The sequence below is a fragment of the Kitasatospora sp. NPDC004531 genome (assembly GCF_053602195.1).
Genome location: NZ_JBSGDD010000014.1, coordinates 40,606 through 65,010, shown reverse-complemented (window position 1 = coordinate 65,010; position 24,405 = coordinate 40,606). Strand labels below are relative to the sequence as shown.

At 74.2% G+C, this 24,405-nt stretch carries 22 protein-coding genes and 1 pseudogene; 11 read left to right on the top strand and 12 right to left on the bottom strand.

The annotated features are described in order from the left end of the window. Positions 1-252: 252 nt before the first annotated feature. Positions 253-1,245, bottom strand: coding sequence for an ABC transporter substrate-binding protein (locus ACWEMJ_RS09235; protein WP_452136347.1), 993 nt, complete (start codon positions 1,243-1,245; stop codon positions 253-255). 102 nt (positions 1,246-1,347) lie between these two features. On the opposite strand from ACWEMJ_RS09235, the gene ACWEMJ_RS09230 reads away from it, so the two are divergent. Continuing rightward, complete coding sequence (locus ACWEMJ_RS09230; RefSeq protein WP_452136346.1) at positions 1,348-1,953, top strand: HAD family hydrolase; 606 nt, start codon at positions 1,348-1,350, stop codon at positions 1,951-1,953. Between the two features lie 7 nt (positions 1,954-1,960). On the opposite strand, the gene ACWEMJ_RS09225 is transcribed toward ACWEMJ_RS09230, so the two are convergent. Next, complete coding sequence (locus tag ACWEMJ_RS09225) at positions 1,961-2,215, bottom strand: hypothetical protein (RefSeq protein ID WP_452136345.1); 255 nt, start codon at positions 2,213-2,215, stop codon at positions 1,961-1,963. A 168-nt stretch (positions 2,216-2,383) separates the two neighbouring features. On the opposite strand from ACWEMJ_RS09225, the gene ACWEMJ_RS09220 reads away from it, so the two are divergent. Together ACWEMJ_RS09220 and ACWEMJ_RS09215 are read left to right on the top strand one after the other, a co-directional pair. Next, a complete protein-coding gene (locus ACWEMJ_RS09220) occupies positions 2,384-3,517 on the top strand; it encodes an alpha/beta hydrolase (RefSeq protein ID WP_452136344.1) in 1,134 nt (377 codons plus the stop codon). A 326-nt stretch (positions 3,518-3,843) separates the two neighbouring features. Then, positions 3,844-4,227, top strand: a complete 384-nt coding sequence (locus ACWEMJ_RS09215) for a cold-shock protein (protein ID WP_035865009.1) — start codon at positions 3,844-3,846, stop codon at positions 4,225-4,227. Positions 4,228-4,234: 7 nt separating this feature from the next. Here ACWEMJ_RS09215 and ACWEMJ_RS09210 read toward each other — a convergent pair whose 3' ends face one another. The 4 genes from ACWEMJ_RS09210 to ACWEMJ_RS09195 all read right to left on the bottom strand — a co-directional run bounded on the left by ACWEMJ_RS09210 (position 4,235) and on the right by ACWEMJ_RS09195 (position 7,702). Beyond that, positions 4,235-5,086, bottom strand: coding sequence for a 1,4-dihydroxy-6-naphthoate synthase (locus ACWEMJ_RS09210; protein WP_452136343.1), 852 nt, complete (start codon positions 5,084-5,086; stop codon positions 4,235-4,237). Between the two features lie 4 nt (positions 5,087-5,090). Continuing rightward, positions 5,091-5,768: a futalosine hydrolase gene (locus ACWEMJ_RS09205; RefSeq protein ID WP_452136342.1), complete on the bottom strand. Its 678-nt coding sequence runs from the start codon at positions 5,766-5,768 to the stop codon at positions 5,091-5,093. A 10-nt stretch (positions 5,769-5,778) separates the two neighbouring features. Further along, on the bottom strand, positions 5,779-6,300 hold the full coding sequence (locus ACWEMJ_RS09200; protein WP_452136341.1) for a hypothetical protein: 522 nt from the start codon (positions 6,298-6,300) through the stop codon (positions 5,779-5,781). 61 nt (positions 6,301-6,361) lie between these two features. Further along, a complete protein-coding gene (locus ACWEMJ_RS09195; RefSeq protein WP_452136382.1) occupies positions 6,362-7,702 on the bottom strand; it encodes an MFS transporter in 1,341 nt (446 codons plus the stop codon). Between the two features lie 520 nt (positions 7,703-8,222). Here ACWEMJ_RS09195 and ACWEMJ_RS09190 point away from each other — a divergent pair. Both ACWEMJ_RS09190 and ACWEMJ_RS09185 read left to right on the top strand, forming a co-directional pair. After that, on the top strand, positions 8,223-9,104 hold the full coding sequence (locus ACWEMJ_RS09190; RefSeq protein ID WP_452136340.1) for a DUF3027 domain-containing protein: 882 nt from the start codon (positions 8,223-8,225) through the stop codon (positions 9,102-9,104). A gap of 193 nt (positions 9,105-9,297) precedes the next feature. Next, positions 9,298-12,585: a sacsin N-terminal ATP-binding-like domain-containing protein gene (locus ACWEMJ_RS09185; protein WP_452136339.1), complete on the top strand. Its 3,288-nt coding sequence runs from the start codon at positions 9,298-9,300 to the stop codon at positions 12,583-12,585. Here ACWEMJ_RS09185 and ACWEMJ_RS09180 read toward each other — a convergent pair. Then, positions 12,576-15,023: an HAD-IC family P-type ATPase gene (locus tag ACWEMJ_RS09180; RefSeq protein ID WP_452136338.1), complete on the bottom strand. Its 2,448-nt coding sequence runs from the start codon at positions 15,021-15,023 to the stop codon at positions 12,576-12,578. The genes ACWEMJ_RS09185 and ACWEMJ_RS09180 overlap by 10 nt on opposite strands. Positions 15,024-15,117: 94 nt before the next feature. Next, a complete protein-coding gene (locus ACWEMJ_RS09175) occupies positions 15,118-15,384 on the bottom strand; it encodes a DUF2530 domain-containing protein (protein WP_452136337.1) in 267 nt (88 codons plus the stop codon). Between the two features lie 185 nt (positions 15,385-15,569). On the opposite strand from ACWEMJ_RS09175, the gene ACWEMJ_RS09170 reads away from it, so the two are divergent. The 3 genes and pseudogenes from ACWEMJ_RS09170 to ACWEMJ_RS09160 all read left to right on the top strand — a co-directional run. Continuing rightward, complete coding sequence (locus ACWEMJ_RS09170) at positions 15,570-17,030, top strand: NCS2 family permease (RefSeq protein WP_452136336.1); 1,461 nt, start codon at positions 15,570-15,572, stop codon at positions 17,028-17,030. A gap of 113 nt (positions 17,031-17,143) precedes the next feature. Beyond that, a complete protein-coding gene (locus tag ACWEMJ_RS09165; protein ID WP_452136335.1) occupies positions 17,144-17,359 on the top strand; it encodes a type II toxin-antitoxin system VapB family antitoxin in 216 nt (71 codons plus the stop codon). 69 nt (positions 17,360-17,428) lie between these two features. Then, positions 17,429-17,575: pseudogene (locus ACWEMJ_RS09160) on the top strand (PIN domain-containing protein); the annotation flags it as partial. 62 nt (positions 17,576-17,637) lie between these two features. Here ACWEMJ_RS09160 and ACWEMJ_RS09155 read toward each other — a convergent pair. From ACWEMJ_RS09155 to ACWEMJ_RS09145, 3 genes are all read right to left on the bottom strand, one after another. Further along, positions 17,638-17,784 (bottom strand): hypothetical protein, encoded by a 147-nt coding sequence (locus ACWEMJ_RS09155; RefSeq protein WP_452136334.1) that lies wholly within the window; start codon positions 17,782-17,784, stop codon positions 17,638-17,640. Between the two features lie 27 nt (positions 17,785-17,811). Then, on the bottom strand, positions 17,812-19,122 hold the full coding sequence (locus ACWEMJ_RS09150) for a diaminopimelate decarboxylase (protein ID WP_452136333.1): 1,311 nt from the start codon (positions 19,120-19,122) through the stop codon (positions 17,812-17,814). Positions 19,123-19,403: 281 nt separating this feature from the next. After that, entirely contained in the window at positions 19,404-21,050 is a 1,647-nt protein-coding gene (locus ACWEMJ_RS09145; protein ID WP_452136332.1) for a helix-turn-helix domain-containing protein, read from the bottom strand. 232 nt (positions 21,051-21,282) lie between these two features. Here ACWEMJ_RS09145 and aspS point away from each other — a divergent pair, with 232 nt between their 5' ends. Further along, a complete protein-coding gene (gene aspS / locus ACWEMJ_RS09140; RefSeq protein ID WP_452136331.1) occupies positions 21,283-22,599 on the top strand; it encodes an aspartate--tRNA(Asn) ligase in 1,317 nt (438 codons plus the stop codon). 6 nt (positions 22,600-22,605) lie between these two features. Here aspS and ACWEMJ_RS09135 read toward each other — a convergent pair whose 3' ends face one another. Continuing rightward, positions 22,606-23,097 carry a hypothetical protein gene (locus ACWEMJ_RS09135; RefSeq protein ID WP_452136330.1) on the bottom strand — a complete coding sequence of 164 codons (492 nt, stop codon included), beginning with the start codon at positions 23,095-23,097 and terminating at the stop codon, positions 22,606-22,608. A 168-nt stretch (positions 23,098-23,265) separates the two neighbouring features. On the opposite strand from ACWEMJ_RS09135, the gene ACWEMJ_RS09130 reads away from it, so the two are divergent. Together ACWEMJ_RS09130 and ACWEMJ_RS09125 are read left to right on the top strand one after the other, a co-directional pair. Further along, positions 23,266-23,811: an FHA domain-containing protein gene (locus ACWEMJ_RS09130; protein WP_452136329.1), complete on the top strand. Its 546-nt coding sequence runs from the start codon at positions 23,266-23,268 to the stop codon at positions 23,809-23,811. 77 nt (positions 23,812-23,888) lie between these two features. Then, positions 23,889-24,323 (top strand): MarR family winged helix-turn-helix transcriptional regulator, encoded by a 435-nt coding sequence (locus ACWEMJ_RS09125; RefSeq protein WP_100587541.1) that lies wholly within the window; start codon positions 23,889-23,891, stop codon positions 24,321-24,323. The last annotated feature ends 82 nt before the right edge of the window (positions 24,324-24,405 follow it).

Genomic DNA, 24,405 nt, shown 5'->3' with positions numbered 1-24,405 from the left:
GCGGGGCGGCGGGGCGGTGGCATCCGGCCTGGTCTGCCGGCCCTGTCCGCCGTGGGGCGCAGTACCTCGCGGTGGCCGCGCAACGGCGGAGACGGCGACGGCACGGGTGGCCCTGCCCGCGTCGCCTCCGCCCGCGTCGTTCGGCGTCGAGCGCCCGGCGGCGGCATCCACGCGTCTCGCGCCGGCCTGCACAGCCGCAGCTGCTCCTCCGACGGCTCGTGTCGGCCGCCGCCGCCGCGACCCTCCGCCGGGTCAGTTCGCGCCGAGGAGGTAGAGGAGTTCGGCGATCAGGAAGTGCGCGCCGGTGTAGCCGATGCCCTGGAACCAGAGCTGGTCGTCGATCGGGAGGGCGCGGTGGGCGCGGACGGCGGTGAGGGCCTGCCAGGCGGGGGAGGCGAGGGTGGCGTTGAGGCCGTTGCGGTCGGGGTGGCCGTAGCCGGAGTAGAGCAGCAGGTCGCCGTCCGCGTGGGCGAGTTGGTCGGGGGCGGTCTCGACGGCGAACTGGTCGGTGTTCTGCTGGTCGGGCCGGGGCAGGCCGAGGTCGGCCAGGATGCTGCCGGGGAAGTTCTGCCGGGCGTACAGGCGGACGGTGGGGGAGCCCTCGACGAACCGGACCAGGCTGATGTGCTGCCCGGTGAGGCCGGCGGTGTCGAGTGCCCGGGCGGCCTGGTCGAGGTGGCGGGCGTAGGCGTCGACCACGGCGGCGGCCTGTTCGTGGCGGGCCAGGGCGGTGGCGTGCAGCTGGAAGTTCTCCTTCCAGGGGGCGCCGGTGGTGTGGGTCAGGACGGTCGGGGCGAGGCCGCGCAGGGTGTCCAGGTGGGCGGCGTCGCGGGTGCGGTTGGAGAGGATCAGCTGCGGTCGCAGGGCGCTGATCGCGGGCGGGTCCGGCGGGGCGGCGATGTCGCCGACGACGGTGATCCGGGCCCGCCAGGAGGCCGGCCAGTAGTCGGGCAGGCCGGCGTCGAGGGGGGCCTTGGCGGCGCCGACGGGCGGGATGCCGAGGGTGATCGCGGAGTCCAGTTCGGCGGTGTCCAGGGCGATCACCCGGGTCGCCCCGCCGGGGACGGCGACCGGCCCGTCCGCGCTGTCGACGGTGACGCTGGGCGTCGGGCTGGGCGTGGGCGGCGGCGCGGAGCCGGCGGGGGCCGGGGGCAGCGGCGGCGGGAGGTCGTGCGGGCCGCAGCCGGTGAGCAGGACGGCGCCGAGCCCGGCGAGGGCGGCGCGGCGGGAGAGCGGGGGCGGCACCCGGGACCTCCGATGGCTCGGTCGGACTCCAGCAGTATGTCCGCATTGTGGGCGTCCGTCCGGCTTTTCCGGTCCGAAACGGCGCTGGCTAGGCTTGGTGGCATGGCTCTGACCGTCGGCTTCGACCTTGACATGACACTCCTCGACACCCGCCCGGGCATCCGGGACACCTACGACGTGCTCTCCGCGGAGACCGGCACCTTCATCGACTCCGAGCTGGCGGTGAGCCGCCTCGGGCCGCCGCTGCTGCACGAACTGGCGCACTGGTTCCCGGCCGAGCAGGTGGACGCGGTGGCCGACCGGTACCGGGCGCTGTACGCGGAGCACGCCGTCGCGGGGTCGCTGGAGCTGCCGGGCGCGCTGGCGGCGGTCGCGGCGGTGCGGGCGGTCGGCGGCCGGGTGCTGGTGGTGACCGGCAAGTGGGAGCCGAACGCCCGCCTGCACCTGGACGGCATCGGCCTGGAGGTGGACGTCCTGCTCGGCGACCTGTGGGCGGAGGGCAAGGGCGAGGCGCTGCGCGCGCACGGCGCGGACATCTACGTCGGCGACCACCTGGGCGACATCCGGGGCGCGCGGGCCGCCGAGGCCGTCGCGGTGGGCGTGGCCACCGGCCCGTACAGCGCCGCCGAACTGGCCGAGGCGGGCGCGGACGTGGTGCTGCGCGACCTCACCGAGTTCCCCGACTGGCTGGCCTCGCACCTGGCCTGACGGCCGGTCAGGCGGAGGCGGCGGCCTCGCGGGCGGCCCGCCGCCGGCGGGATTCGGCGCGGGCGGTGAGGAACAGCCCGATCAGGGCCAGCAGCATCCCCAGCGGCATCAGCATGGACAGCCCGTAGGCGATGGACGGCAGCCGCCGCAGGTGGAACAGGAACGGGATGAACGTCACGACGGTGGCGAGGGTGCCGAGGCCGAACACCACTCCGCCGACGCGGACCACGATCTCACCGGCTGCGCGGGACTGACGGGTCACTGCTGCTCTCCTTCGCGGGGACTTTGTGCCAGTTTCCCACGTACGCCCCCGCCGATCGGCGGGGGCGCGACCGTGCGCCCTCCACCTGAACGCTCAGGATTCCCAGGAAGCTCTCAGGCATGCTGAACCCTCCGGGGGAAATCGGCGGGGAGCGAGGCGCACGGCGGTATGGGACTGACCAGTCACAAGGTGCTGGCGCTGTCGGCGCTGTTCTCCGCGCTGATGGTGGCGGGCACGGTCTGGCTGTGGCCGAGGCTGGCCCGGCGGAGCTGGCAGGCCGTGCTCGGCCGGCTGGGCACCATCGTCGGCACCCAGCTCGCCGTGATGTGCACCCTGGGCCTGGTCGCCAACAACTACTTCGCCTTCTACAGCAGCTGGGCCGACCTGCTGGGCACCAACGACGACGGCCCGGTGACCATCCAGAACCAGCTGCTCGGCCGCACCAAGGGCGTCGAGCGGATCAGCTCGGAGAACGTCCGCGACACCGGCGCGATGGGCCGCGACCCGGCGCAGGTCGGCCGGCTGGAGAAGGTCCGGCTGCCCGGCGCCGCCACCGGCCTGTCCACCGAGGGCTACGTGTACCTGCCGCCGCAGTACTTCCAGCCCGCCTTCCAGGACAAGCGCTTCCCGGCGGCGATCGCCATCACCGGCTTCCCCGGCGACGCGAAGAACCTGATCACCAAGCTGAACTACCCGGCGGTGCAGCTGAAGCTCACCACCGAGGGCAAGACCAAACCGACCGTCCTGGTGCTGATGCGCCCGTCCCCGGCGATGCCGCGCGACACCGAGTGCGAGGACGTGCCGGGCGGCCCGCAGTCCGACCGCTACTTCAGCGCCGACGTGCCGGCCGCGCTGCGCTCCTCGTACCGGATCTCGGACGGCCCGGGCAGCCTCGGCGTGATCGGCAACTCCACCGGCGGGTACTGCGCGCTGAAGCTGGCGATGCGTCACCCGGACGTGTTCTCCGCCGCGGTGTCGCTGTCCGGCTACTACAAGGCCGCCGAGGACCCGACCACCGGCGACCTGTTCGGCGGCGACCAGAAGCGCCGCGAGGAGGCCGACCTGAACTGGCGGCTGGCCCACCTGCCGGCCCCCGGCACCGCGCTGCTGGTGGGCGGCAGCCGGGAGGGCGACGGCGACTACTTCAGCGAGACCGAGCGGTTCCGGGCCGCCGCCAAGGGCACCGCGACGACCGTCTCCGCGATCACCCTGGAGACCGGCGGGCACAACTTCAACACCTGGTCGCGGATGCTCCCGGCCTCGCTCGGCTGGCTCGGCGGGCACCTGGCCGACCCCGCCTGACCGGCCCTGCGTCACAGCGCGCAACTCGGTGCGCGCAAAGAGTTTCGACCCTCGTCGGGCCCGGGTATGCAGCCATCGCGCGGGCGGACCAGCGGCTGGTCCACGAATCGCCCGCCCGGAGCCGATGGGAGGTGTGGACCGATGGAAGGCGCGACAGGCGCGAGGCACGGCCACGCCCCGGTCCGGAATCCCGTCGCCGCTGGGGCGCACGCTGAGGGATCATTGCCCCACTGAGTGACACCGGCCGCCCGTTCGCGGCGGCCGAGCCGCACATCCACCCGCGACCGGACGAGGTCGCTCGCACCCGACACCGAGGACTTTTCGAGATGCCCACCGGCCAGGTCAAGTGGTTCAACGAGACGAAGGGCTACGGCTTCCTGTCGCGCGACGACGGCGGCGAGGTCTTCGTCCACACCAAGGCGCTGCCCGCGGGCGTCACCACCCTGAGGCCGGGGCAGCGCGTCGAGTTCGGCATCGCCGCGGGCCACCGCGGCGACCAGGCGATGAGCGTGACGCTGCTGGACGCGCTGCCGTCGGTGGCGGCGAACCAGCGCAAGAGCGCCGACGACATGGCCCCGATCGTGCAGGATCTGATCACCAAGCTGGACAGCGTCCTGCCGGGCCTGCAGCGCGGCCGCTACCCGAGCAAGCCGGAGGGCCAGAAGATCGCCATGGTGCTGCGCGCGATCGCCGACCAGTTCGACGTCTGATCCCCGCTCAGGGGAAGGCCAGCGCGCCCGGGTCGACGGCGGGGACGAGTCCCTGTTCGGCGGCCCGGGTGAGCAGGCCGCGCACCGCCGCGTAGCCGTCCTCGCCGAGGTCGGGGGTGAACTCGTTGACGTACAGCCCGATGTGCTGGTCGGCGACGGCCGGGTCCATCTCCTGGGCGTGCGCCAGCACGTACTGCCGGGAGGCCGCCGGGTCCGCCCAGGCCTGCCGCACCGAGGAGCGCACGGTGTCGGCGAGTTCGCGCAGCCGCTCGGCGCCCAGCGAGCGCCGGGCCACGATCGCGCCCAGCGGGATCGGCAGCCCGGTCGCCGCCTCCCACGCCTCGCCCATGTCGGCCAGGCAGTGCAGCCCGTACCGCTGGTACGTGAACCGGGCCTCGTGGATCACCAGCCCGGCGTCCACCCGGCCGTCCCGCACCGCCGGCATGATCTCGTGGAACGGCAGCACCACGATCTCGCCGAACCCGCCCGGCACCGCCTCGGCCGCCCACAGCCGGAACAGCAGGTACGCCGTCGAACGCTCGCTCGGCACCGCCACCCGCCGCCCCGCCAGCTCCGCCGCGTCGATCGGCGCGGCGGTCAGCACCAGCGGCCCGCAGCCCCGGCCGAGCGCCCCGCCGCACGGCAGCAGCGCGTACTCGTCCAGCACCCACGGCAGTTGGCCGTAGGAGATCTTCAGGACGTCCAGCTCGCCGCGCTCGGCCAGCCCGTTGGTGATGTCGATGTCCGCGAACCGCACCTCGGGGGCGTCCGCGCCGGCGACCAGGCCGTGTGCCCAGGCGTGGAAGACGAAGGTGTCGTTCGGGCAGGGCGAGTAGGCGACGCTCAGCGGCTCGGCCATCGGTTCAGACCTCCTGGAGCAGACGGGACACCGGCAGCGCCGCGAAGGCCCGCTCCAGGGCCGCCAGCGCCTCGCCGATCCGCCACGCCGCGCGGTCGCGCGGCCCGACGGCGTTGGACACGGCCCGCAGCTCCCCCGCCGCGAGACCGAAACGGGCGGCCGCCTCGGCCACCCCGAACCCCTCCATGGCCTCCGCCAGCGCCCCCGGGTGACGCGCCCTCAGCGCGTCGGCGCGCTCCGCCGAACCCGTCGCCGTGGACACCGTCAGCACCTCGCCGACCGCCCCGCCGGTGGCCGCCGCGAGCAGCTTCGCCACCCCGTCCGGCACCGCGTACCGCGCCGTGCCGAACCCCAGCTCGGCGACGTCCGCGAAGCCGTCCGGCGTCTCGGCGCCCAGGTCGGCCGCCACCAGGGCGTCCGCCACCACCAGTGAACCGATCGGCGCGGCGGGTGCGAAACCGCCGGCGATGCCCGCCGACAGCACCAGCCGGAACCGGCCCCGGGACAGTGCCACCGCCGTGCCGGCCGCCGCCGCGGCCGGGCCCACGCCCGCCGCCAGCACCTCCACCGGCGAACCCTCGCCCAGCCCCCGGCGGACCGCCTCGGCCTCCGCGGGCACGGCGACGACGACGAGCAGCCCGGCGGCGGGGCCGGACTGCTCGTCGTGAAGCTCAGCGGTCATCGACCGGGTGTCAGCTCTTCTGGTTGTTCAGGTTGAAGAACCACACCGCGAAGTACTCGTTGGTCTCCTGGTCGACCGCGGCGACCGTCACCAGCGTCTGCTCGTCGCCCGGGCTCATCACCGTGGTGGCCGACACCGCACCCGAGAAGGTGTTGCCGACGGAGTTCTGCGTGATCGGCATCCGGTTCTGGCCCGAGCCGGTGAACGCGTACCAGCCCTTGTCCGCCAGGTCCTTCGGCACGCCCACGCCGACGCGGTCGCTGGAGCGCACGTCCAGGTTGGCGAGCTTCTTGTCCTTGGAGTCCTTCGCGGCCTGCTTCGCGCAGGCGGTCAGGTCGGCGTCGGTGATCGCCTTGCCGCCGTTGAAGCAGGCCGGCTCGGCGCGGACCGACGAGGTGCCGACGACCAGCGTGGCCTCGTTCTTCGCGGGCTTGCCGTTGTCCACGGCCTGGTAGATGCCGAAACCGGCAAGGCCGGCGCCGACGACGGCGGCGGCGGCGAGTCCGGCGGTGACGCTGGTGCTGAGGCTCATGCGCAAGAGGCTACTCGCCTTCCGTGATCACGTGACGCCGGGGTGCCCGAGTCGGGTGACGTTACGCCACGCGCGGACGCGCCGCCGAACGGCGCGGACCGACCCGCAGCAGCGCCCGGAACGTCCACAGCAGCACCGCCGCCGTCACCCCCGCCGCCACCCACAGACCCAGCACCGGGTTCAACGGCAGCGAGATCCCCACCACGCCGCCCACCACCCAGCTCAGCTGGAGCGCCGTCTCCGACCGGGCGAACGCCGAGGTCCGCACCGCCTCCGGCACGTCCCGCTGGATCAGCGCGTCCAGCGCCAGCTTCGCCAACGACGCCGCCATGCCCGCCGTCGCCGCCACCACCGTCACCGTCACGATGCCGTACCAGAGCGCCGCCGCGCTCGCCGCCAGCGTCGCCAGCAGCAGCATCACCGTCACCGTCAACTCCGAGCCGCGGGTGCGCAGCCACGACCCCAGCACCGACCCCAGCGCGTTGCCCAGGCCCGCCGCCGCCGCGACCACGCCCAGCGCCACCGTCTCCGGCAGCCCGCCCGGCGGATGCTTGCGGATCAGGAACGCCAGGAACATCACCAGGAACCCGACCAGCCACCGCAGGCCCGCCACCCCGCGCAACGCCATGATCACCGACGGCCCGACCGCCCGCAGCACCCCCTTCGGACGCGGCTCCGACGGCTCCGCGAGCAGCTGCGCCCGCTGCTCGCCCTTCGCCGAATCCACCTGGTGCGGCAGGTGAAACGCCATCAGGGTGCCGATCACGAACACCACGAACGCCCCGCGCAGCGGCCAGGCCGGCCCGATCAGGTGCAGCGCCCCGCCCACCCCGCCCGCCGCCAGCGTCGCCACCAGACCCGCCAGCGTCACCCGCGAGTTCGCCTTCACCAGCGACAACCGGGCCGGCAGCAGCCGCGGCACCACCACGCTGCGCACCACCCCGTACGCCTTCGACGACACCAGCACGCCCAGCGCCGCCGGGTACAACGCCAGCCCGCCGCCCGGCACCAGACCCGCCATCACCCAGGCCAGCACCGCCCGGGCCAGCATCGCCATCGCCACCGCGGAGCGCCGGCCGTTCGGCAGCCGGTCCAGCAGCGGGCCGATCACCGGGGCCAGCACCGCGAACGGCGCCATCGTGATCACCAGGTAGAGCGCCACCCGGCCGCGGGCCTCGCCGGTCGGCACCGAGAAGAAGATGGTCGACGCCAGCGCCACCGTGATCAGCATGTCGCCGAAGGAGTTCAGCGCGTGCAGCTCGATCAGCTTCGCCAGACCCGACTCGCCCGCGCCCTCCGCCGACGTCGCCCTCCGGATCCGCTGCCCCGTGCCGTGCACCACCCGCCCCGTGCGCACCCCCGCGGCGGACGCGCCCCTGGCCCACACCCCGCGCGTGCGCACCGTCGGGGCCGCGTCGCCGGACGGTTCGCCGGGCCGCGGCTCGGCCTGACGGGCTGTCGGGCGCGGCTCGTCCGCCTCCGGCTCGCCGGGGGCTGCGGGATGCTGCCGCGGCGCGACTGACGGCTCCGGCCGGCTCTCGTCCTGCCCGGGGCGCAGTCCGTGCTGCGGCGGGTTCTCCTCCGCCACAAGCCCATCCTGCCCGACAAACACACGCCGTACGAGTGATTGAACGCGGCACGGCGCGCCCACCGGCACGGCCCCGGACTGTGCTCCACCGCCGACCGGCGGGTAGCCTGCACTACGCGCCTGCCCGGCCTGCGCAGGGGGTGGCCGACCGGGGCGGCGCGGCCCGGCCACGGAGCGGTCCCCGGTCGAGCAGAATGGATCGGTCCCGCGACTGCGGGTGCTGCTCCGGCTGACGCGGCAGCGGCAACCGGTGCGAGCCCGCCCAGCGAGGGCCGACTCGGGACAGACCGCAGGATGACAGGACTGGGAGAGAACCGACGCCGTGAGTGCTGCGATGCGAAGCCGTACCCCTGACCGGCTCTGTGCCGAGGCCGTCGATCTCGCCCGCCAGGCAGTCGTGGAGAGCGTCGGACAGTCCGTCGTCGGCGCCCACCTGAAGGCGAACGCGGACGCCGAGCGCCTGGTCACCCACACCTTCGAGTGCCTCGACCCCGCCTACCGGGGCTGGCACTGGGCGGTCACCGTGGCCCGCGCACCCCGCGCCAAGAACGTCACCCTCGACGAGGTCGCGCTGCTGCCCGGCCCCGACGCCGTCCTCGCCCCCCAGTGGGTGCCGTGGAGCGAGCGCCTGCTGCCCGGCGACCTCGGCCCCGGCGACCTGCTGCCCACCGGCGCGGACGACCTGCGCCTCGAACCCGGCTGGACCGGCGAGGACGAGCCCGCCCCCAACTCGGCGCTCGCCGAAGCCGCCGAGGAGGAGCTCGTCGTCACGGAGCCCGGCATCCAGCCGCCGCCGGCCCGCGCCGAGATCGGTGCCGTGGCCGACGAGCTGGGCCTGGGCCGGCCGCGGGTGCTCTCCCGGCGCGGGCTGCACCAGGCCGCCGAACGCTGGGAGACCGCGTACGGGGCGCAGACGCCGATGGCGCAGTCCGCGCCCGCGTCCTGCAACACCTGCGGCTTCCTGGTGCCGATCGGCGGGTCGCTGGGGCAGGCGTTCGGGGTGTGCGGCAACGAGTTCGGTCCTGCGGACGGCCAGGTGGTGTCGCTCGCGTACGGGTGCGGGGCGCACTCGGAGGCCGCGGTGCTGCCGGCGCCGCCGGTGCCGTCCGAGCTGATCCTGGACGAGACGGTGGTCGAACCGCTCCACATCCACCCGGACCGCGGCTCGGGCTCGGTCGAGCCGGACGCGCCGGCGGAGGAGCTCGGGCACTCGTAGGTGAAGTAGGGGAGCGCACGTCAGCCGGGTCGCGATCACGTGCAGGTCATTGTCCTGCGTCGCGATCTTTCCGACGAGTGCGTTCCCCCTCGCGCAGTTCCCCGCGCCCCTGGTTGTGCACCGCCCCGGGGCGTCGTCGGGCCCTGGCAGAATGCCGACTCGTACGCAGACCACGCGAAGGGCGGCTCGGCACGTGGAGTCTCGGATCATCGGCAGTGCGGAGTCCCCCGAGGGGCCGGATGTGTTCGGTACGGGGCGGTTGCGGCATGCCGTGCTGGGGGCGTGGACGGCGGCGCCGGCGAGGTTCCGGGAGGACGCCAACGCCGAGGAGGAGCTGGCGCTCGGGGGCTACCGGGACCGGCTGATCGTCGAGTTGGCGCAGAACGCGGCCGACGCGGCGGCGCGCGCGGGCGTCGCGGGGCGGCTGCGGCTGACGCTGCGGGACGGGGTGCTGGCGGCGGCGAACACCGGGGCGGCGCTGGACGCCGAGGCGGTGGAGTCGCTGTCCACGCTGCGGGCGTCGGCGAAGCGCGGCGAGGAGCGGCCGGTGGTCGGCCGGTTCGGGGTGGGCTTCTCGGCGGTGCTGGCCGTCAGTGACGAGCCCGCGGTGCTGAGCCAGGCGGGCGGGGTGCGCTGGTCGCTGGGCGAGGCCCGGGCGCTGGTGGCGGAACGGCCGGAACTGGCCGAGGAGTTGACCCGGCGCGAGGGCCACGTGCCGCTGCTGCGGCTGCCGTTCCCGGCGGAGGGGCGGGCGCCCGAGGGCTACGACACCGTGGTGGTGCTGCCGCTGCGCGACCGGGCGGCGGAGGACCTGACGGCGCGGCTGCTGACGGCGGTCGACGACGCGCTGCTGCTGACCCTGCCGGGCCTGGCCGAGGTGGTGGTGGAGACCGCCGAGGGCGTGCGGACGCTGACCCGCACCGCGCAGCCCGTGCGGCCCGAACAGCTGCCGACGGTGGTCGTCACCGACGGGGAGCGCAGCACGACCTGGCAGACCGTCGGCGCGTCCGGGACGGCCGGCGCGGAGCTGCTGGCGGACCGGACCACCGAGGAGCGGGCCCGGCCGGAGTGGACGCTGACCTGGGCGGTGCCGGTGGACGGGCACGGCCGGCCGCAGCGGCCCGCCACCGCCGCCGTGGTGCACGCCCCGACGCCGAGCGACGAGCCGCTCGGGGTGCCCGCGCTGCTGATCGCCTCGTTCCCGCTGGACTCCACCCGGCGGCACGTCGCCCCCGGCCCGCTGACCGACTTCCTGGTCGAGCGCGCCGCCGACGCGTACGCCGAGCTGCTGCGCTCCCGCGGGGCCGACGCCCACTCGCTGGACCTGGTGCCGTCCCCGCTGGGCGCGGGCGCGCTCGACAACGCGCTGCGCACCGCGATCCTGGACCGGCTGCCCGGGACGCCGTTCCTGCCGCACCCGCGCGGCACCGAGGAGGGCACCCCGGCGCTGCGGCCGCGCGACGCGGTGGTGCTGGAGGGCGCCGACCACTCGGTGGTGGAGGCCCTCGCGCCGATCTTCCCGGGCCTGCTGCCGTCCGGCCTGGAGCGCCGCAACGAGCTGCGCACGCTGCGGGTGCGGCGGGTGCCGCTGGCCGAGGTGGTCGACCAGCTGGGCGGCCTGGAACGCGAACCGGCCTGGTGGCGGAGCCTGTACGCGGCGCTGGCCGGGGCCGACCCGGAGGCGCTCGGCGCACTGCCCGTCCCGCTGGCCGACGGCCGGACGGTGACCGGTCCGCGCCGGGTGCTGCTGCCGTCCGATGCCGCCGACTGGGCCGGCTTCGAGGGCTACCCGCAGTCGCTGGCCGAGGCCCTCGACCTGTTCGACCTGCGCCTGGCGCACCCCGAGGCCGCGCATCCGCTGCTGGCCAAGCTGGGCGCCGCCACGGCGACCCCCGGCGGGCTGCTGGAGACCCCCGAGCTGCGCGCGGCGGTCGCCCGTTCGCTGGAGCTCGGCGAGGACGACTACGACGCGGCCATCGACCTCGCGGACGCCGTTCTGGCGGTGGTGAAGGCCGCCGCGCCCGCCCCCGGCGGACACCCGTGGCTGGCCCGGCTGGCGCTGCCCGACGACGAGGGCGAACTCGCCCGGGCGGGCGAACTGCTGCTCCCCGAAAGCCCGTTGGCGAACCTGGCGGGCGAGGACGAGGCCGCGTTCGTGGACGAGGACCTGCTGGAGCGCTGGGGCCCGGAGGTGCTGGCGGCGGCCGGGGTGCTGACCACGTTCACGCTGGTGCGCGCCGAGGACGTGGTGCTCGACCCCGACGACCTGGAGCGGCTCGACCCCACCGCCCCCGCCGACCGGGCGGCCGGCGGCGCCCCGACCGGGCTGATCGACGAGGCCCCCGACGGGCTCGCGGAGTGGTGCGAGGACGCGTTGGAGTCCCTGCACGCCGACGACGCCGGGGAGTTGGGCGTTCCGCCGGTGGCCGCCGAGCTGCTGGCCGTCCGCGACCTCGACCTGGTCGCCGACGACGCCTGGCCGCAGGCGCTGGCGCTGCTGGCCCGTCCGCCGTACCGGGACGCGGTGGTGACGCCGGTGCGCACGCTGCTGCCCGACGGCACCTACACCGACCTGCCGCCGTACACCGCCTGGTGGCTGCGTGACCACCCGGTGCTGGACGGCCGGGAGCCCGCCGGTCTGCGGGCGGCCGGGGCCGACCCGCTGCTGCGGGGGCTGTACGACGAGGCCCGGACCGACCTGGACCCGGAGTTCCTGCACGCGCTCGGGGTGCGCACCACGCTGGCCGCGCTGCTCGCCGAACCGCACGGGCCCGAGGAGCTGATCGACCGCCTCACCGATCCGCTGTCCGACGTCACCCACCGCCAACTGCACGGCATCTACAGCGCGTTGGCGGCGCTGCCGGCCGAGCGGGTGGAGGCGCTGGACGTGGTGCGGGCGCTGGCTCCGCTGGACGACGGCACCGGTCGGCGGGACGACCGGACGGTGATCGTGGACGCCGCGGCCGCGGTCGTCGCCGACGCGCCCGACCTGGTCGAGCTGCTGCACGACCACCCGGTGCTGCCCGTCCACCCCGCGCTCGCCGCGGCGCTGGCCGAACGGCTGCACGTGTCGCTGGCCAGCGAGGTGGCCGGCGGCCGGGTGCTGTCCGAGGGTGCCCTGCACCGCACGCCCGCCGTGGTCCGCGAGCTGCTGCCCGGCTGCCCCGCCGTGTACGAGGAGCACGAGGAACTGCTGGTGGTCGGCCCGGACGGCGAGGACGCCCGGGTGGACTGGCGCTGGGACACCGCCGCCACCGCGCCCGAGCTGCCCTACGACCCCGAGGACGCCGAAGAGGCCGACCAGGACGACGAGTTCGAGGTGCCGCCCGTCCCCGGCCTGCTGCACGCCGCCACCCCGGAGGGCCTGGCGGCGGGCCTGGCCTGGTCGGTGCAGCAGTGGCACCGGCGGTTCGAGATCCTGGCCGCGCTCACCGAGCCCGACCGGGCGTACGAGCTGCTGGCGGCACGCGACTACGAGTGACGCCCGGAGGGGGCCTGCCCGGGGCGGGCCTCCTCCTCCTTCTTCTCGACGAACACCCGCGAGGTCACCTCCAGCAGGCAGCCCGCCACGGCGGCGATCGCCACGCCGGTCAACGGGTCGCGCCAGCCGACCAGTTGGAGCTGGAAGAAGTCCGACAGCCAGGGCACGGCCAGCACCAGCGCGAACGCGCCGGACATGGTGCCGATCAGCAGCAGCCGCCACCAGGTGTACGGGCGGGCGACGATCGCCAGCACCCAGATCGCGGCGATGAACAGCGTCAGGGTGGCGACCGAGGTGTCCGCCTTCAGCGCGGTCTCCTGGTCGGAGCGGGCCAGCGCGTACGCGACGAAGGTGGCGGTGCCGCAGATGACGCCGCCCGGGACGGCCAGGCGCAGGACCCGCCGGACGAAGCCGGTGCGGGCCCGTTCGTTGTTCGGCGCCAGCGCCAGGAAGAACGCCGGGATGCCGATGGTCAGCGAGGACAGCACCGTCGAGTGGCGCGGCAGGAACGGGTACGGGACCTGGGTGAACACCACCAGCAGGGCCAGCAGCACCGAGTAGACGGTCTTCACCAGGAACAGCCCGGCGACCCGTTCGATGTTGCCGATCACCCGGCGGCCCTCGGCGACCACCGACGGCAGGGTGGCGAAGCGGTCGTCCAGCAGCACGATCTGGGCGACCGCCCGGGTCGCGTCCGAGCCGGTGCCCATCGCCACGCCGATGTCGGCGTCCTTCAGCGCCAGCACGTCGTTGACGCCGTCGCCGGTCATCGCCACCGTGTGGCCCTTGGACTGCAGCGCGCCGACCAGGGCCCGCTTCTGCTGCGGAGTGACCCGGCCGAACACGGCGGTGCGGTCGGCGGCCTCGGCCAGCTGCTCGGGGTCGGTGGGCAGGGAGCGGGCGTCGGTGGCGGTCTCCGCGCCCGGCAGGCCCAGGTGGGCGGCGACCGCGCCGACCGAGACCGCGCTGTCGCCGGAGATCACCTTCGCCCGGACGTTCTGCGAACGGAAGTAGCGCAGGGTGTCCGCGGCGTCCTCGCGCAGCCGCTGCTGGAGCACCAGCAGGGCCAGCGGCTCCAGTTCGGCGGCCGGGTCGGGGTCGTCCAGCGGCAGCGGGCTGCGGCCCAGCAGCAGGACCCGCAGGCCCTTCGCGCCGAGCTCGTCCACCTCGGCCAGCGCCGGGTGCCCGGCCGGCAGCAGCACGTCCGGGGCGCCCAGCAGCCAGCTGCCCTCGGTGCCGCCCGGCTCCAGCAGCTGGACGCCGCTCCACTTGCGGGCCGAGGAGAACGGGATCGCCTCCAGCACCCGCCAGCGGCCCTCCTCCGGCGGCCCGTACGCGTCGATGACGGCCTGCATGCTGGGGTTCGGGCGGGTGTCGGCCGCGCCGATCGCGCCGAGCGCCTCGGCGAGGCGGGTCTTGGTCGCGTCGCCGATCGGGCGCAGGTCGACGAGGTCCATGCCGCCCTCGGTGAGGGTGCCGGTCTTGTCCAGGCAGACGGTGTCCACCCGGGCCAGGCCCTCGATCGCGGGCAGCTCCTGCACCAGGCACTGCTTGCGGCCCAGCCGGATCACGCCGATCGCGAAGGCCACCGAGGTCAGCAGCACCAGGCCCTCCGGGACCATCGGCACGATGCCGGCCACCATCCGCCGGACGGCTTCCTTCCAGTCGTTGCGCTGCACCGCGAGCTGGCTGACGATCAGGCCCAGCGCGGTCGGGATCAGCAGGTAGGTGATGATCCGCAGGATCTGGTCGATGCCGGTGCGCAGCTCCGACTTCACCAGGGTGAACCGGCTGGCCTCCTCGGCGAGCTTGGCGGCGTACGCCTCCCGGCCGACCTTGGTGGCGGTGAACGCGCCCGCGCCGGCCACCACGAAGGAGCCCGACATCACGTGGTCGCCCGGGTGCTTGAGCACCGGGTCCGGCTCGCCGGTCAACAGCGACTCGTCGATCTCCAGGCCGTCCGCCTCGGTGACGGTGCCGTCCACCACGGCCTTGTCGCCGATGCCGAGCAGCACCGTGTCGTCCAGCACGATCTCGCCGGTGGCGACCTGCACGGCCGCGCCGTCCCGGCGCACCTGCGGGCGGGCCTCGCCGATCAGCGCCAGGCTGTCCAGGGTCTTCTTGGCGCGCAGCTCCTGCACGATGCCGATCGCCGTGTTGGCGACGATGACCAGGCCGAACAGGCCGTCCTGGAGCGGGCCGACCACCAGGATGATGCCGAACATCACGCCGATGATCGCGTTGAACCGGGTGAACACGTTCGCCCGGACGATCTCCCGCACCGAACGGCTGGAACGCACCGGCACGTCGTTGACCTGCCCGCGGGCGATGCGCTCGGCGACCTCCGCGGCGCTCAGTCCGGGCTGGTACGCGCCGCCCGCGCCGGTGGGGTGCGCGCCGGGGCCCGCAGGGGACGTGCCTTCCGCTGGGTGCGTCATGGCACCGACTCTAGGTGGGCGATTTGGGCGGTGCGCCCTGCCTCGGCCGGTTTCGGTCCGGACGAGTGCAGCGTCACACGGTGCCCGCCCGGGGCTACTGCGGGGAGTCGGCGGCCTCGGCGGCGCGGGCGCGGCGGATCGCGTTCCGGCGGGCGGTGCAGTACTTCAGTCCGATCAGGCCCAGCAGGCCGCCGGACAGGCACACCCACGGCCAGTTGCCGTGGCCGTGGTCGGACAGCCAGCCCTGGAACGGCAGCAGCGCCACGAAGCCGACGAACCACAGCACCGTGCCGGTGCCGACGATGGCGACGTCGTTCGCCTCTAGCGGCGGGGGAGCGGAGCGCAGCGCGGTCTTGGGCATGCGCCTAGCCTACGGGGCGGGCCGGGAGGGCCGGGAGGGACCGGCGTTCTTCCATCGTTGGCCGATGTTGACCGTTCGGTGATCGTAAGGGCCTCGCTCTACGCGCGAAGATGGCGCGTCCACGACGGCGATAGCCATACTGAAACTCCCCCCACCCTTGCCTCTCTCCGATCGAGGACGCCCGAATGTCTCAGGCCAAGTCGGCCACTGCGTCGCCCGAGCCCTCCCAGCACACGCCGCAGCCCCCGGCCGGTGCGCTGGACCGCTACTTCCGGATATCCGAGCGCGGCTCCACCCTGCCGCGCGAGATCCGCGGTGGCGTCGCCACGTTCTTCACCATGGCGTACATCCTGGTGCTGAACCCGATCATCCTGGCCTCGGCCACCGACATGAACGGCGCCCACCTCAGCAGCGCCCAGCTGGTCACCGCGACGGCCCTCACCGCCGGTCTGACCACGCTGCTGATGGGCGTCATCGGCAACGTCCCGATCGGCCTCGCCGCCGGCCTGGGCGTCAACACCATCGTGGCGCTCCAGCTCGCCCCCAAGATGACCTGGCCGGACGCCATGGGCATGGTGGTGCTCGCCGGTTTCGCGATCATGCTGCTGGTCGCCACCGGCCTGCGCGAGCGCGTCATGAACGCCGTCCCGCTCGGGCTGCGCAAGGCCATCGCCATCGGTATCGGCCTGTTCATCGCGCTGGTCGGCCTGGTCGACGCGGGCTTCGTCTCCCGCATCCCGGACGCCGCCCACACCACCGTCCCGCTGCAGCTCGGCGTCGGCGGCCACCTGCACGGCTGGCCGGTGCTGATCTTCATCGTCGGCCTGCTGCTCACCATGGCGCTGGTCGTGCGCAAGGTGCCCGGCGCGATCCTGATCTCGATCGCCGTGATGACCGCCGCCGCGGTGATCATCCAGAACTTCGCGGACCTGGCCCCCGAGAACTGGGGCCTGACCGTTCCGGCCTGGCCCGGCAACCCCGTCGCCACCCCCGACTTCGGCCTGGTCGGCGAGGTCAGCCTGTTCGGCGGCTTCTCCAAGGTCGGCGTGCTGACCGGCATCCTGTTCGTCTTCACCGTGCTGATGAGCTGCTTCTTCGACGCGATGGGCACCATCCTCGGCGTCGCCGACGAGGCCCACCTGCTCGACGAGAAGGGCGACCTGCCCGGCATCAACAAGGTCCTGATGATCGACGGCATCGCGACCGCTGCCGGTGGCGCGACCTCGTCCTCCGCGAACACCTGCTTCGTCGAGTCCACCGCCGGCGTCGGCGAGGGCGCCCGCACCGGCTTCGCGTCCATCGTCACCGGCGCGCTGTTCATGGTCGCGCTGTTCCTGACCCCGCTCGCGACCATGGTCCCGGCCCAGGCCGCCACGCCCGCGCTGGTCACCGTCGGTTTCCTGATCCTGGCGAACTCCATCAAGGAGATCGACTGGAGCGACTACACCATCGCGATGCCGGCCTTCCTCACCATCGCGATGATGCCGTTCACCTACTCCATCACGAACGGCATCGGCTTCGGCTTCATCGCCTTCTGCCTCCTGCGCGCCGTCGCCGGCCGCGCCCGCACCGTCCCGATCCCGATGTACGCGGTCGCCGCGGTCTTCGCCTTCTACTACCTGATGCCGGCCCTCGGCCTGCTCTGACCGCCCAGGTCGCCACGACGGCCCCGCGCTCCTCGGAGCGCGGGGCCGTTTTGACAGCGAGGATGACGCTGAAGCGATGCCGTTTCCTGTTGTCGCCCGTGGGAGGAACAGCTGTGGCTCAAATCGTGATCGACATTGACGACGACCTTCTGGCCGAGGCCCAGCGGCTGTTCGGCACGACCATGAAGGTCGCCACGGTCAGTGCGGCGCTGCTGGAGGCTGTGAAGCTGGCCAGGCGGACAGAACTGGCCGATGCCATCGCCGGCGGGGAGTTCGACCTCCTCGACGAGTCGGGTAAGTCGGCGGCGCGGCCCGGGAGTGCCACCTGATCGACACGTCGGCCTTGGCCCGCCGGGGAAAGCCTGCGGTGCGGCCCGTCCTCGACGACCTGTCGCAGCGCCCTGTCGATGGCCGACATGTTGATCGCCGCCACTGCCGAGCGGCACGGTGTCACCGTTCTGCACTACGACGGCGACTACGACATGATCGCCGCGATCACCGGGCAGCCCACCCGCTGGGTCGTGCCGTCGGGCACCGCCGACTGAGCTTCGTGGTGACGGCCCTCCTGCACGGGGCGGGGAGGGCCGTTCGGCGGTTTCGGGGGAGGTCAGCGGAGGGCGGGGCGGCGGGTGGCCAGGAGGGTGGCGGTGGTGAGGAGGGCGGGGGCGGTGGTGGGGCGGAGGGTGGTGAGGATCAGGACGACGATGATCAGGACGAGGCGCTCGGGGGGCGGGTAGGGGCGGGAGCGGGGCATGGCGGGTGGCTCCTTCTGGGGCGGGGGTCAGAGGGTGGTGCGGGCGACCAGGTCGTCGATGGTCTGGGCGGGGCGGAGGAGTTCGAAGTGGACGGTGCCGTCGGGGGCGGTGCGGGCGCCGTGGACGGGGGGCTCGGGGAGGGAGTTGTAGCTGAAGTGGTGGGAGGAGTAGTAGCTGCCGGTGTCGAGGAGGCAGACCAGGTCGCCGGGTTCGAGGAGCGGCAGGGGGCGGTCGCGGGCGACCAGGTCGCCGGCGAAGCAGCAGGGGCCGGCCACGTCCTGCCGGACGGGGTCGCCGTGCTTGGCGGCGCCGCTCGGGGTGTGGGCGGTGACGCGCAGGGGCCAGCTGTCGGGCATGAAGACGGTGCGGGTGGCGACCTGGGCGCCGGCGTGGCCGACGGCGATGGCGCGGCCGCCCGCCTGCTTGGTGTACTCGACGTAGGTGGCGGTGAAGCCGGCCTTGGCGAGGATCGAGCGGCCGAATTCGGTGACCAGCCGGTAGCCGCCGTCGAAGAGCGCGGGCGCGTGCCGGCGGAGCTCGTCCACGTAGGTGTCGAAGGCGGGCGCGACGCGGTCGTCGGCGAAGTTGACGGGCAGCCCGCCGCCGAGGTCGATGCCGGTGACCTGGCGGCGGCCGAGCTCGCGGTTGACGCGCTCGGCGAAGTCGACGGTCGCGCCGACGCCGGCCGCCATCCGGGACAGGTCGACGCCCTGGGAGCCGATGTGGCAGTGCAGCCAGGTCAGCCAGGGGCGGGCGCGGAAGGCGTCGATCAGGCGGTCGGCGTTGCCGGGGTCGGCGAGCGGGATGCCGAACTTGGAGGTGGCGGTGGCGGTGCTCATCGCCGCGATGCTGCCGCCGCCGACCTGCGGGTTGACCCGGACGCCGATCCGGGAGGCGGTGGGGCGGTGGGCCAGCAGGGCGTCGACGCGGGCGAGTTCCTGCCAGTTGTCGATGTTGACGGCGACGCCGAGGTCGAGCGCGAGGGCGAGTTCGCGGCGGGTCTTGGCGGGGGAGTCGAGCACGATCCGGTCGGGGGCGAAGCCGGCGGCGAGGGCCTGCGCGAACTCGCCGGGGCTGGCGACCTCGCAGCCCATGCCGAGGCCGCGCAGCCGGCGCAGCACCGGGCCGAGCGGGTTGGCCTTGGCGGCGAAGGCGTGCAGGACGTCGAGGCGGGCGGGGAACGCGGCGTGCAGGGCGGCGACGGTCTCGGTGACGGCGTCCAGGTCGAGGAAGGCGGCGAGCGGGGTGTCCTCCGGGTCGAGCAGGCCGCGCTGGACGGCGGCGCGGAGGAGGAGTTCGCGGCGCTCGGCGCCGATCAGGGGCTGGTGTTCGGTCATGGGGCACGCTCCGCGCGGTGTCGGCAGGACGGGGGAACGGACCCGGGAGTGGGCGCCGGGCCGTGGTTCCAGCGTGCGGTGCGGGGCGCCCCTGTTTCCATGCCCGCCGCGCCGGGTTTCGGCGGGTGCGGCCGGGCGCGCGCACCGCGGGGCTCACCCGTTCGGGTGGGCCCGGTGCGGGGCGGCGGTGCGGGCGGGCCGGGGGTGCGCGGGCGGACGGGCGAGCGGCGGGCCGGGGCCGAACCGGTGCCGGGGCACCGGTTCGGCGGCCCGGATCGGTGTCAGGGCGCGGCGGGCCGTCCGGCCTTGTGCTCCAGCAGCCGCAGTTGGAGGTGGGCGAGCAGGCGGGCATCGGGGTCGGTGACGTCCAGCCCGGCGGTCTTCAGGACCTTCTTGTGGAAGCGGTCGGCGAAGGTGGTGCGGGGCACGCCCAACGAGTCGGCGGCGCGGCCGAGTTCGCCGGAGTGTTCGAGGTAGGCGCGCAGGGCGATCAACTGGCTGTCGTCGCTCCTCTTCTCGGCGTCCTCGAACAGCCGGAGCGCTGAGGTCCGGACCGGCAGCGGCAGGTCGCGCAGGGACTCCAGGATGTGCCACAGCGCCACCGCGTCGGCCACCTGCTCGACGGTGGCGCTGCTGCGCGGCCCGGGGCGTCCGAGCAGCAGTCCGCTGAGGGCGAGTTCGGCGGACTCGCGGGAGCGGGCGGCGTGGTCGAGGCGGTCCTGGACCGGGCCGAGGCCCGCCAGGACGCGGGTCTTGAGGTGGACGCCCAGGTCGGCGGTGAGCCGGTTGCCGTAGTCGGCGACCTGGAGCTCGGCGGTGGACGGGTCGGCGGCGAGGCCGGCCAGCAGGATCAGCACGCCGTGCTCACCGGGGAGCAGCAGGGAGCTGCGGCCGACCCCGGCGGGGTGCCAGCCGGCGTGCCGGACGAGCCGGACCCGCAGGTCGTCGTCGAGGGGCCCGGCGACGCCGACGGCGAGGACGGCGCAGCGGCTGTCGGCGGGCAGGCCGCTGTGCCGGGCGAGCAGGGCGCCGGAGCCGCGCCCGTCCAGCACCGCGCGGGTGGCCTCGGTGAGCAGTTCGCTGCGGCCGTGGTGGCGGGAGTGGTGGTGCAGCAGGTGGGCGGCGGCCAGCCGGGCGGCGACCTGCAGGGCGTCGGCGGCGCTGTCCTGGAGGGTCTGCCCGTTCAGTGCGGCGACCCAGATCGAGCCGAGGCGTTCGCCGCCGGCCTGGATCGACACCGCCATCCGTTCCGGGACCTGGTCGGTGGCGCGGCGGTGCAGCACCCGGTCGGTGGACCAGAGTTCCTTGAAGAAGCCGTCCTCGGTCATCGCCCGGCGGCGTTCCTCGGGGACCTGCCCGGTGGAGATGGTGAGGATCCGGATCGGGTCGAGCTCGGCGCTCGGCGCGTAGTGCGCGAGGACCCTGGATTCGGGGTCCTCGATGGTCACGGCGCCGTGCACCTCGGCGGCGATCAGGCGGGCCAGCCCGCCCAGGTCGCCGAGCGGCACGTTGGCGTTCTCGGGGACGGGGTCGACGGCGACGGCGGTCCCCAGGATCCTGAGCAGCTGCCGCCAGGTCATCCACGGGGCGCGGAACAGCAGTGCCGTGCCGGCCTGTTCGGCCAGCGCGGTCAGGTGCTGCCTGCGGTCGGGGTGCTGGGGTTCGCGCAGCACCACGCCCGCCGCGCCGGCCGCCCCGGCGTCGTGCAGCAGCTTCGCGGCCTCGGCGCCGTCCGGGTCGAGCCCGGCGGCGACCACCAGATCGCCGCGGCCGACCGGCCGGTCGAGCGGGTCGTACAGCACCAGCTGCCGGACGGGCGTCTGCACCGGGGGCAGTGCCGCCGCCTTGATCCGGCGGTCGACCTTCTCGATCAGGTCCTCCACGGTCTGCGGCCGTGCTGTCGGCCGCTCCCACGCATCCTCGTCCATCGGACGATCTCCCCTCCTGCGCGCGTCATGCCGCTCGGCCGTCAACTCCCCCTTGGCGCAGCCGAGTCGGGCCATCCTACGGCCGGACGGGGGCGCGGGCGGCGGCCTCGGCGGCGGAAAACCGGAGGTGCCGCGCGGGTGCGGGCGGTTAGGGTGGGCGGTCCCAGGGCGGCTGTCTACCGCTCTTCTCGTGGCGCGAACAACGCGCCCGCAACCCAGGGAGTTGCTGAACATGGTGCGTACCCTCGTCGGTGAGCTGGCGTCCTCGGTGGGCGAGACGGTGACGGTCAAGGGGTGGGTGAACACGCTGCGGCTGCAGAGCAGGATGCAGTTCGTGGTGGTGCGGGACCACACCGGGGCGGTCCAGGTGACCCACCGGCGCGGCGACGGCGGTGACGAACTGGACGCGCTGCTGCGGGGGTTGACGCCGGAGTCGGCGGTGGAGGTCACCGGCAGGGTGGTCGCCAACCCGGTGGTGAAGCTCGGCGGCCTGGAGATCGTCCCGGAGCGGATCGAGGTGGTGTCGGCCGCCGCGACCGGGCTGCCGATCGACCCGGAGACCGGCCCCGAACAGCGGCTGAACTGGCGCTTCCTGGACTTGCGCCGCCCCGAGCGGCGGCTGGTGTTCGAGGTGCAGACCACCGTCGAGCAGGCGATGCGCGAGGTCGCCGCCGAGGAGGGCTGCACCGAGCTGCACACGCCCAAGCTGATGGGCACGCCCTCCGAGTCCGGCGCCGAGGTATTCGAGGTCGGGTACTTCCGGCGGACGGCGTACCTGGCGCAGTCCCCGCAGTTCTACAAGCAGATGGCGATCGCCGCCGGCATCGACCGGGTCTTCGAGATCGGCCCGGTGTTCCGCGCCGAACCCTCCTTCACCTCCCGGCACGCCACCGAATTCACCGGCGTGGACGTCGAGTTGGCGTGGATCGACTCGGTCGAGGACGTGATGGCCTTCGAGGAGCGGATGCTGCGCCGGGTGCTGACCCGGGTCGCCGAACGGCACGGCGAGCAGATCGGGCGCCAGCTCGGCGCCCGCGTGGTGGTGCCCGAACTCCCGTTCCCCAGGCTGACGATGGCCGAGGCGACGGCGAAGCTGCGGGCCGCCGGATGGGACGAGGAGGGCGTCCGGGAGGACCTCGACCCGGAGGGCGAGCGGCTGCTCAGTGAGCTGGTCGCGCAGGAGAGCGGGCACGAGTTCGTGTTCGTCACCCGGTTCCCGGCGTCCGTCCGGCCGTTCTACCACCGGCGGCCCGCCGAGGACCCGGCCGTCACCGACTCCTTCGACCTGCTGTGGAAGGGCGTGGAGATCACCACCGGCGCGCAGCGCGAGCACCGGCTGGGCCAACTCGTCGCGCAGGCCCGGGAGAAGGGCATGGACGCGAGCCCCGAGGGCCCGCTCGGCCGCTACCTGGACTGCTTCCGCTACGGCATGCCCCCGCACGGCGGCTTCGGCCTGGGACTCGCCCGGGTGCTGATGCTCGCCCTCGGGCTGCCGTCGATCCGGGACGCCGTCTTCCTGTTCCGCGGCCCGAACCGCCTTGAGCCGTAGGGCGGTTCACCGGCCGGTGCGGGCCGCGCCGGGCGGCCACACCACCCGCACCGGCACCCCGGCGGCCCGGGCGGTGGCGACCATGTCGGCCGTCCCGCCCGGGCCGTTGCCCGGACCGCCGTCCCAGACCGCCACCAACTCGTCGGCCAGGGCGAGCAGTTCGTTGTTGGCGGCGACGTAGGCGGCGTCGTCGAGCACCGTCGCGGGCAGCACCAGCACGCGGTGCGCGGCGGCCCGCAGCCGGTCGAAGTCGGCGCGCTCGACGGCGGAGGCGGGCCCGTCCGGCGGGTAGGACGGGCTCGGCAGCACCGCGACCAGGCGGGCGCCGCGGGCCAGCACGGCGTCCGCGAACAGCGTGTCCGCGCCCGGGGCGAGACACGAGACGCCCGTCAACTCGCCTGCCGGGTAGGGCGCGAGGAGCGCGTCGAGGGCGGCCCGCACCGCGCGGGCGGTGGCCGGGGCGAGGTCCAGGTGCCCGGTCACGGCGATCACGGGCATGGCGGTGCTCCCTGCTGCTCTGCGGTGCTGGTCCGGATCCTGCCAGGAAGGCCCTGTCGGGCGGGCGATTCACCGAAAAGCGGCCAGTGGAGCGGCAGTTGAGGGGCGCACGGATCGCGGTGCGCCGCACGCTGGACAGTCGCGCCCCGCCCGGCCGACAATCGCGCCATGAGCGCACCGGAGTTCCGCACCGAACTGGCCCGCCCCTCGCAGGGCGAGCGGGACAGCGCGCTGGAAGTGCTGCGGGACGGCGTCGGCAGCGGCCGCCTCTCGCACGACACCTTCGTGCGCCGCATGGAGCTCGTGCTCACCGCCCGCAGCCGCGCCGAGCTCGCCGACGTGGTCAGCGACCTGCGCACCTACGGCCCGGTCTCGCGGATGCTGCTGCGCACCGTCGCCAAGGTCTCCGCGCTGAACGTCCGGCTGCGGCAGACCTGGCACACCGAGCAGCTCACCCGGCTGTGCCTGCCCGACCCCGCCGTCGGCCGCCTGCTGATCGGCCGGATGACCGGCTCCGACCTGCGCCTCGGCGACGCGACCGTCTCCCGGCGGCACGCCGAGCTGCGCTTCGAGGACGGCCGCTGGCTGCTCCACGACCTCGGCTCCGCCAACGGCACCTTCGTCAACGACCGCCGCCTGGCCGGCGGCACCGTCGTCCGCCCCGGCGACCGCCTGCGCTTCGGACGGCTCGGTTTCCAGCTCAGCGCCGACTGACCTCGGGCATCCGGGCCGGTCAGCGGGGTGATCGAAATCAATTTTCTTTAGCCTTGGTAATGACGTAGGCTAAGGACATGCCCGAGATGTCCGAGGACGACCTGGTGGCGGTAAGCCAGCTGCGGTCGTCCGCGATGCGCCTGGCCCGACGGTTGCGACACCAGAGGGTCGAGGAGTCGCTGAGCCCCACCGAGATGGGGGTGCTCGGCACGCTTGCCCGCTGTGGCAAGGCGACGCCCGGCGAGCTGGCCCGCAAGGAGCACGTCCAGCCGCCCTCCATGACCAGGATCATCGCGATGCTGGAGGAGAAGGGCCTGGTACGGCGCGAGCCGCACCCGGAGGACCGCCGACAGGTGGTGGTCAGCAGCACCGAACAGGCCGAGCAGATCCTCAACGAGTCCCGCCGCCGGCGCAACGCCTGGCTGGCCGAACTCGCCGAGGGCCTCGACGAGGACGAGTGGGAACGGCTCAAGGCGGCCGCACCCGTCCTCTACAAACTGGCCCACCTGTAAGGGCCGCCAGGCCCCGCCGTCTCAGGGCGAACGAAGGAGAACCGCATCACCGCAGCACCCACCAGCGCCACACACCGCGCCG